This is a genomic window from Streptomyces mesophilus (assembly GCF_040300965.1).
Classification (GTDB): domain Bacteria; phylum Actinomycetota; class Actinomycetes; order Streptomycetales; family Streptomycetaceae; genus Streptomyces; species Streptomyces mesophilus_A.
The window spans coordinates 1-8,555 of sequence record NZ_JBEPEW010000236.1 but is presented as its reverse complement, the minus strand read 5'-3'; the positions used below and the strand labels follow the sequence as shown (position 1 = coordinate 8,555).

Sequence of the window (8,555 nt, the reverse complement as noted above, 5' to 3'; positions counted from 1 at the left end):
CCGCGAGCTGCGGCTCGAGATCGCCCTCGACTTCGCGCCCCACCTCGCCGTTCGGCGGGCTGCCGGCCGCCACGCCCGCCGCGTTCCCGGGCCTGCCCGCGTTCCCGGCCGCACCCGCCGCGATCCCGGGTCTGCCGCTCTTCCCGCCGTCGCCGTTCGGCGGGCTGCCCAAGTTCCCGTGATCCGGGCGGAGTCCGGGCCGGCCCGTTCAGGCCGAGCCGGTCCGGACTGCGCTCCCGCAAGGTTCCGCCTCCGCTCTCCCCTCTGAAGTTCCCCCGCTCCACCCATCGAAGATCCGCGCTCACCCCCTGAAAGGCACTCCCCATGCGACTCAACAGGACTCTCACCGCGCTCGCCGTCACCGTCGCCCTCTCCGCCGGCACCGTCGCCGTCGGCGCCGGCACCGCGTTCGCCGCCGAGGGCGGGACGTCCGCGTCCGCGCCGATCGACACCGAGGCCGAGCGCCGCGTCCAGCGCAGCCTCGACAAGCTGTACGCGGCGATCGACGAGGCCGCGAAGAGCGGCGCCGAAGGCACGTACGACGAGAGCCACCGGACCCTGCTCGACACCGCGGTCAGGGAGCTGATCGCGGCGACCGAAGCGGTGGACCCGGAGCCGGTGGCCGAGGCGCCGGCGCCCGCCAAGGTCGACCCGAAGGAAGCGGTCGAGGACGCGACGAAGAAGCTCGAGGCCCAGGTCAAGGTGATCGTGGACGCCGCCGCCAAGGGCGACCTGGCGAAGCTGACCGCTTCGGTGGAGCTCTCGACCAATGTGGTCGTGGATCTCCTGATCAAGGTCGGGCTCGGCCCGATCCTGGAGAAGCTCGGCCTCGGCGACGTGACGAAGCTGCTGCCCGGCCTGACGGACCTGCTCCTCAAGCCCGCCACTCCGCCGGCCGGCCTGCCGACGGGCGCCGTGCCGCCGCTCCCGCTGCCGCTGCCCCTGCCGGTGCCGGGTCTGCCGACCGGACTGCCGACGGGTCTGCCGCTCGGAGGTCTGCCGACGGGTGCCCTGCCGCTGCCGTTCGGCAAGTGACACCTGTTTGACGGCACCTGCCTTACGCACAGCGCACCCCGTTCCGCCGATCGAGGCGGGGCGGGGTGCGTCGCGTTCACCTTCGGCTTCAGGCCGTACGGAACCCCACCACGTCCAAGCCGCCCGCCGCCTTCCGGTCGAGCAGCACGACCGAGGCGCATCCCGGCGGCAGCTCCCCCTTCTCGGCATCGCGGACGAGGCGGCCCACCGCGCCGCGGTGGCGGGTGAACGCATAGCGGGACACCCCGCGGCCGCGGTCGCGCTGGCCGGCCAGGGCCATGTCGGGGTCGACGTCGAGCAGCAGCAGATGCAGCGAGGTGCCGCGGCGGTGGGCCTCGCGCGACAGCCAGCGGCGGACCCAGGCCTGGGTGCCGCAGTCGTGCACGACGGCCTCGGCGCCCGAGCGCAGGATGCGGCGCAGCCGGGCGTAGTGGGCGAGCCGGACCAGGGGCCGGTAGACCGCGTACGGAAGGAAGCGCGGCATGAACGCGGACCAGCGGTCGCGGGAGTCCTGGGAGTCGAGGCGGGGTGCGCGCACCGCGCGCTGGATCAGCGTGGTCTTGCCGCTGCCGGGCAGCCCGGAGACGACGACGAGGTCACCGGGGCCGAAGAGCAGACGGTCGGGTGCGGTGCGGCCGCGCAGATCGCGCACGACCGCCGGTTCCGTATCGCGGACGACCGCGAGCCGTCTGGTCGGTCCTGCCTGCTGCGGGATCGCCACGCCATTGCTGACGTATGCGCTGCTGTGCTGCACGGTGATCGTCCTCCCCCTCGGTCGACTGGGGCCTGCCCTCCACGGATCCGGTTATCCCTTCTCAGCCGACTCCATCGGGACCGAGAGGCAGTCCTCGCACTCTGCCCTCCCGAGTGTAAAGAGTCGGTAATGCGAGTGAACCTGGTTTGTCACGACCGCATTCCGCATCCCGTCTCGTATCCCTCCGGGGGCAGCTCCCGCGCACCCGTCGTACGGGTGCCCATGGACGTGCAATGATGTGCGCGCCAACTGCATACCGGCCGTTCGAAGCCACGCGGGAGAGTCCTGGATGCCCAGCATCCGGGCGCCGAAGGAGCAAGCCCCTCCCTTGAATCTCTCAGGCCCCGTACCGCGTGGACGAGGCAACTCTGAAAAGCGAGCCGCTCCTTTGATGTGCGGCTCCACCCAAGGTGCAAGCCACATCCGGCGATACGCGGGAGCGTGGTGAACCTCTCAGGTTTATGACAGATGGGGAGGATCCTCCTCACCAGTCATGCCCTGGGAGCCCTTCTGATGAGCAACGCCCCCCGCCTCACCGCCCTCGACGCCCTGCACAGGTCGCTCGGCGCCACGATGACCGACTTCGCCGGCTGGGACATGCCGCTGCGGTACGGCAGCGAGCGCGACGAGCACACCGCCGTACGTACGAAGGCCGGTCTCTTCGACCTCTCGCACATGGGCGAGATCGCCGTCACCGGCCCCGAGGCCGCCAAGCTGCTCGACTACGCGCTGGTCGGCAACATGGGCTCGATCGGTGTCGGCCGCGCCCGCTACACCATGATCTGCCAGGCCGACGGCGGCATCCTCGACGACCTGATCGTCTACCGCCTCGAGGACCAGGCGTACATGGTCGTCGCCAACGCCTCCAACGCCCAGGTCGTACTCGACGCGCTGACCGAGCGCCAGGCCGGGTTCGACGCCGTCGTGCGCGACGACCGGGACGCGTACGCGCTCCTCGCCGTACAGGGGCCGAACTCGTCGGCCATCCTGAGCGCCGTCACCGACGCCGACCTCGACGGCCTCAAGTACTACGCGGGTCTGCCCGGCACGGTCTCCGGCGTCCCCGCGCTGATCGCCCGCACCGGCTACACCGGCGAGGACGGCTTCGAGCTCTTCATCAAGCCGGAGCACGCGGAGCAGGTCTGGGTCGACCTGACCGAGGCGGGTCAGGACTACGGCCTCATCCCCTGCGGCCTGTCCTGCCGCGACACCCTTCGCCTCGAGGCCGGTATGCCGCTGTACGGGCATGAGCTGACCACCTCGCTCACGCCGTTCGACGCGGGCCTGGGCCGGGTCGTGAAGTTCGAGAAGGAGGGCGACTTCGTGGGCCGCGAGGCGCTCACGGCCGCCGCCGAGCGCGCCGAGCAGAACCCGCCGCGCAAGCTCGTCGGCCTGATCGCCGAGGGCCGCCGCGTCCCGCGCGCCGAGATGCAGGTCGTCGCGGACGGCGAGGTCATCGGCTCCGTCACCTCCGGCGCCCCGTCCCCGACGCTCGGCAAGCCGATCGCGATGGCGTACGTCGACGCCGCGCACGCCGAGCCCGGTACAAAGGGCGTGGGCGTGGACATCCGCGGCACGCACGAGCCGTACGAGGTCGTCGCCCTGCCGTTCTACAAGCGCCAGAAGTAGTCCACTCAAGCCTCTGCGGTAACTCCGTAACCCCTCATCCCCAGCACTTTCTCGCGTACAGGAGAATTCAGGCCATGAGCAACCCCAAGGAACTGCGGTACAGCAAGGAGCACGAGTGGCTGTCGGCCGCCGCGGACGGCGTCTCGACGGTCGGCATCACCGAGCACGCGGCGAACGCGCTCGGTGATGTGGTCTTCGTGCAGCTCCCCGAGGTCGGCGAGACCGTGACCGCCGGTGAGACCTGTGGCGAGCTGGAGTCGACCAAGTCGGTCTCCGAGCTGTACGCCCCGGTCACCGGCGAGGTCGTCGAGGCCAACCAGGACGTCGTGGACGACCCGTCGCTCGTCAACTCGGCCCCGTTCGAGGGCGGTTGGCTGTTCAAGGTGCGCGTCACCGCCGAGCAGGACGACCTGATGTCCGCCGACGAGTACACCGAGTTCTCCGGAAGCTGAGGCGCTGCACGTATGTCTTCTCTGAACCAGTCGCTGCATGAGCTCGACCCGGACGTGGCCGCCGCGGTCGACGCCGAGCTGAAGCGCCAGCAGTCCACGCTCGAAATGATCGCCTCGGAGAACTTCGCTCCGGTCGCCGTCATGGAGGCGCAGGGCTCGGTCCTCACCAACAAGTACGCCGAGGGCTACCCGGGCCGCCGTTACTACGGCGGCTGCGAGCACGTGGACGTCGCCGAGCAGATCGCGATCGACCGCGTGAAGGAGCTGTTCGGCGCCGAGTACGCCAACGTGCAGCCGCACTCGGGTGCTTCGGCCAACCAGGCCGCGCTGTTCGCGATCGCCTCCCCCGGCGACACGATCCTGGGCCTGGACCTGGCGCACGGCGGTCACCTGACCCACGGCATGCGCCTGAACTTCTCGGGCAAGCAGTTCAACGTGGTCCCGTACCACGTGGACGACTCCGGCCTGGTGGACATGGCCGAGGTCGAGCGGCTCGCCAAGGAGCACCGCCCGAAGGTGATCATCGCCGGTTGGTCGGCGTACCCGCGTCACCTGGACTTCGCCGAGTTCCGCCGGATCGCGGACGAGGTCGAGGCGCTGCTCTGGGTCGACATGGCGCACTTCGCCGGTCTGGTGGCCGCGGGTCTGCACCCGAACCCCGTTCCGTTCGCGGACGTGGTCACGTCCACCACGCACAAGACCCTCGGCGGTCCGCGCGGCGGCATCATCCTGTCCCGCGACAAGACCTTCGCGAAGAAGCTCAACTCGGCGGTCTTCCCGGGCTTCCAGGGCGGTCCCCTGGAGCACGTGATCGCGGCCAAGGCGGTCTCCTTCAAGGTCGCGGCCTCGCCGGAGTTCAAGGAGCGCCAGGAGCGCACGATCGAGGGTGCCCGTATCCTCGCCGAGCGTCTGACCTCCGAGGACGCCCGCGCGGCCGGGGTGAACGTGCTGTCCGGCGGTACGGACGTGCACCTGGTCCTCGTCGACCTGCGCGACTCCGAGCTCGACGGCCAGCAGGCCGAGGACCGTCTCCACGAAGTCGGCATCACGGTCAACCGCAACGCGGTCCCGAACGACCCGCGGCCGCCGATGGTGACCTCCGGTCTGCGGATCGGTACGCCGGCGCTCGCGACGCGCGGCTTCGACGCCGAGGACTTCCGTGAGGTCGCGGATGTCATCGCCGAGGCGCTGAAGGCGTCGTACGACGCGGAGTCTTTGAAGGGGCGTGTGGCCGCGCTGGCCGCGAAGCACCCGCTGTACCCGTCGCTGTAGTTCCACCCGCGAAGGGCCCGGTCCGTGGTTATCCACAGGCCGGGCCCTTTGCCGTGACCTAGGGCCCGAGGGTGCGGGCCCGATGCGCGCCACCACCCCAAGCGTTCGCAAATACGGTCGGGATAAGGCTTGGTTCCGGGACACCCCTCCAGGGGTCGCCCGGTCGACTACGGACGGATCTCAGACCCATGGACATGAGCGCGGGCAACCGCAAGGGGCTCAGCCTCTTCGCCCTCATCATGATCGGCCTCGGCTCGATCTTCGGCTCCGGCTGGCTCTTCGGCGCGGGCCAGGCCGCGGCCGTCGCGGGCCCCGCCGCGATCATCGCCTGGGTGATCGGCGCCGTCTTCATCGGCATGATCGCCATGTCGTACGCGGAGGTCGGTGCCGCCTATCCGCTGCCGGGCTCCATGGCGCGCTTCGGCTCGATCTCGCACGGTCCCGTGCTCGGCTTCATGACGGGCTGGGCCTGCTGGATCGCCATCGCGGCGCTGATCCCGATCGAGTCGATCGCCTCCACGCAGTACATGTCCTCGTGGAACTTCGGCTGGGCCCGCGGGCTCGTCGAGAACGGCGGCCTGACCACCTCCGGCATGGTGATGGCCTTCGCCCTGACCGTCCTGCTCTGGCTGGCCTGCTACTGGTCGGTGGCGCTGCTCGCCAAGGCGAACAACCTGCTCACGCTGGTCAAGTTCGCCATCCCGGTGCTGGCCGTCGTCGCGCTCATCGCCTCCGGCTTCCACACCGGCAACTTCACGAACCACGGCGGCTTCGCGCCCAACGGCTGGTCCGCGGTGATGACCGCGGTCACCACCTCCGGTGTGGTCTTCGCGTTCAACGGGTTCCAGGCCGTGGTGAACCTCGGCGGCGCCGCCAAGAACCCGGGCCGCGCGATCCCGCTGGCCCTGGTGGGCGCCCTGTCCCTCGGTCTCGTCATCTACCTGGCGCTGCAGGTGGCCTTCATCGGTTCCGTACCGCCGGAGCAGCTCGCCTCGGCCGGCGGCTGGCACGGGATCAACTTCGCCTCGCCGTTCGCCGACCTGGCCAAGATCCTGGCGCTGCACTGGGTCGTGATGACGCTGCAGTTCGGCGCGTTCATCTCGCCGTCCGGCGCCAACATCGGCAACGTGGCCTCCGCCTCGTTCATGGCGCAGAACCTCGCCGACACCGGCTTCTTCCCGAAGAAGATCCGCGAGGTGCACCCGAAGTACGGCACCGCGCGTCCCGCGATGTGGCTGAACCTGGGCTTCTCGCTGATCCTGCTCTTCACCGTGGGCCACAGCTGGGAGGCGCTGGCCGCGGTCGTCTCCGCCGCGATGGTGGTCTCGTATCTGATCGGCCCCATCGCCGTCGGGGTCTTCCGTGAGACCAAGCCCGAGCTGCCGCGCCCGTTCCGGCTGCCGGCCGCGCGGATCCTGTGCCCGCTGACCTTCGCCTTCGCGGCCTGCGCCCTGTACTGGACGAAGTGGCCGGACACCGGCAAGGTCGTGCTGCTCACGCTGGTCGCCGCCCCGATCGCGGCGGTGGTCCTCAAGCGCAAGGGCGAGAAGAATCTGCGGGCGCAGTTCGCCCCGGCCTGGTGGCTGATCGCCTTCCTCCTGTGGCTGGGCACGCTCTCGGCGATCGGCGGCGAGGAGTTCGGCGGCGCCGGGTACATCCCGGGCGGTGTGGCCATCGCACTGGTCGGCGTCTCGGCCCTCGGCTTCTACTTCTGGGCCGTACGTTCCGGCATCAAGGCCCACATGGCGGGCCTTCCGGGTCCGGACCCCGTGCTGGACGCCCCTGTGGAGGAACCCGTGACGGAAGCGTCCGTCGAGCGCGAGCTCGTCAAGACCTGACGGCAGCTGTGACCCGATGGTCACCTCCGGCAGGCGAGTGAGACGCCATGGCGCGTTAGGCTCGTCTGTCGGACACAATCCGCACATACGCACCTCGTACGCACCCGCATACGCACCGCCCTCGTACACCCCACGAGCAGACAAGGGAGTCCGCCACCGTGGCAATCTCCGTCTTCGACCTCTTCTCCATCGGCATCGGCCCGTCCTCCTCGCACACGGTCGGCCCGATGCGGGCGGCCCGTATGTTCGTGGGCCGGCTGAAGAAGGACGGTCTGCTCGCCCAGACCGCCTCGGTGCGCGCCGAGCTCTTCGGCTCGCTCGGCGCCACGGGGCACGGGCACGGCACCCCGAAGGCGGTCCTGCTCGGTCTCGAGGGCCACTCCCCTCGTACGGTCGACGTGGAGAGCGCCGACGACGAGGTCGAGCGGATCCGTACGACCGGCAAGCTGCGGCTGATGGGCGCCGAGATAGGCGATGCCCATGTCATCGACTTCGACGAGCCGAACCAGCTGATCCTGCACCGCCGCCGCTCGCTGCCGTACCACGCGAACGGCATGACGCTCTTCGCGTACGACGCGACCGGCGCGCCGCTCCTCGAGAAGACCTACTACTCGGTCGGCGGCGGCTTCGTCGTGGACGAGGACGCGGTCGGCGAGGACCGGATCAAGCTGGACGACACCGTTCTGAAGTACCCGTTCCGCTCCGGCGACGAGATGCTGCGTCTCGCCGGCGAGACGGGTCTGTCCATCTCCTCGCTGATGCTGGAGAACGAGAAGGCCTGGCGGACCGAGGAGGAGATCCGCGAGGGTCTCCTGGAGATCTGGCGCGTCATGCAGGCCTGCGTCTCGCGCGGCATGTCCCGCGAGGGCATCCTGCCGGGCGGTCTGCGCGTCAAGCGCCGCGCCGCGGCCCAGGCGCGTCAGCTGCGCGCCGAGGGCGACCCGATGCTGCACCGCGGTGAGTGGACGACGATCTACGCGATGGCGGTCAACGAGGAGAACGCGGCGGGTGGCCGCGTCGTCACCGCCCCCACCAACGGCGCGGCAGGTGTGCTCCCGGCCGTCCTGCACCACTACATGAACTTCGTGCCGGGCGCGGACGAGGACGGCGTGGTCCGCTTCCTGCTCGCCGCCGGCGCGATCGGCATGCTCTTCAAGGAGAACGCCTCCATCTCCGGCGCCGAGGTCGGCTGCCAGGGCGAGGTCGGCTCGGCCTGCTCGATGGCGGCCGGCGCGCTCGCCGAAGTCCTGGGCGGCAGCCCGGAGCAGGTGGAGAACGCGGCCGAGATCGGCATGGAGCACAACCTCGGCCTGACCTGCGACCCGGTAGGCGGCCTCGTCCAGATCCCGTGCATCGAGCGCAACGGCATGGCCGCGGTCAAGGCGGTCACGGCGGCGAAGATGGCCATGCGCGGCGACGGCTCGCACAAGGTCTCCCTCGACAAGGTCATCAAGACCATGAAGGAGACGGGCGCGGACATGAAGGTCAAGTACAAGGAGACGGCGCGGGGCGGGCTCGCGGTCAACGTCATCGAGTGCTGATCGAACTCGCCCTGACCTGGGAGGTCTTGCGTTT

The 8,555-nt window shown here is 70.0% G+C and carries 7 protein-coding genes, 1 pseudogene and 1 riboswitch; of the genes and pseudogenes, 7 read left to right on the top strand and 1 reads right to left on the bottom strand.

Annotated elements, in window-relative coordinates:
* Both ABT367_RS39530 and ABT367_RS39525 read left to right on the top strand, forming a co-directional pair.
* Positions 1-182 (top strand): annotated as a pseudogene (locus ABT367_RS39530) (hypothetical protein); the annotation flags it as partial.
* 142 nt (positions 183-324) lie between these two features.
* Complete coding sequence (locus ABT367_RS39525) at positions 325-1,035, top strand: hypothetical protein (RefSeq protein ID WP_352258575.1); 711 nt, start codon at positions 325-327, stop codon at positions 1,033-1,035.
* 88 nt (positions 1,036-1,123) lie between these two features.
* On the opposite strand, the gene ABT367_RS39520 is transcribed toward ABT367_RS39525, so the two are convergent.
* Positions 1,124-1,795 (bottom strand): AAA family ATPase, encoded by a 672-nt coding sequence (locus ABT367_RS39520; protein ID WP_352258576.1) that lies wholly within the window; start codon positions 1,793-1,795, stop codon positions 1,124-1,126.
* A gap of 259 nt (positions 1,796-2,054) precedes the next feature.
* Positions 2,055-2,151: riboswitch (glycine riboswitch) on the top strand.
* Positions 2,152-2,302: 151 nt separating this feature from the next.
* Between ABT367_RS39520 and gcvT the strand changes: the two genes are divergently transcribed.
* The 5 genes from gcvT (at position 2,303) to ABT367_RS39495 (ending at position 8,521) form a co-directional block, all read left to right on the top strand.
* Entirely contained in the window at positions 2,303-3,418 is a 1,116-nt protein-coding gene (gene gcvT / locus ABT367_RS39515) for a glycine cleavage system aminomethyltransferase GcvT (RefSeq protein ID WP_352258573.1), read from the top strand.
* A gap of 74 nt (positions 3,419-3,492) precedes the next feature.
* Positions 3,493-3,870, top strand: coding sequence for a glycine cleavage system protein GcvH (gene gcvH, locus ABT367_RS39510; RefSeq protein ID WP_352258572.1), 378 nt, complete (start codon positions 3,493-3,495; stop codon positions 3,868-3,870).
* A gap of 12 nt (positions 3,871-3,882) precedes the next feature.
* The gene (gene glyA / locus ABT367_RS39505) at positions 3,883-5,142 is read left to right on the top strand and encodes a serine hydroxymethyltransferase (protein WP_352258571.1); all 1,260 of its coding nucleotides are present in this window, start codon (positions 3,883-3,885) and stop codon (positions 5,140-5,142) included.
* 188 nt (positions 5,143-5,330) lie between these two features.
* Complete coding sequence (locus ABT367_RS39500) at positions 5,331-6,980, top strand: APC family permease (protein ID WP_352258569.1); 1,650 nt, start codon at positions 5,331-5,333, stop codon at positions 6,978-6,980.
* A gap of 158 nt (positions 6,981-7,138) precedes the next feature.
* Positions 7,139-8,521, top strand: a complete 1,383-nt coding sequence (locus ABT367_RS39495) for an L-serine ammonia-lyase (RefSeq protein WP_352258567.1) — start codon at positions 7,139-7,141, stop codon at positions 8,519-8,521.
* Positions 8,522-8,555: the final 34 nt, after the last annotated feature.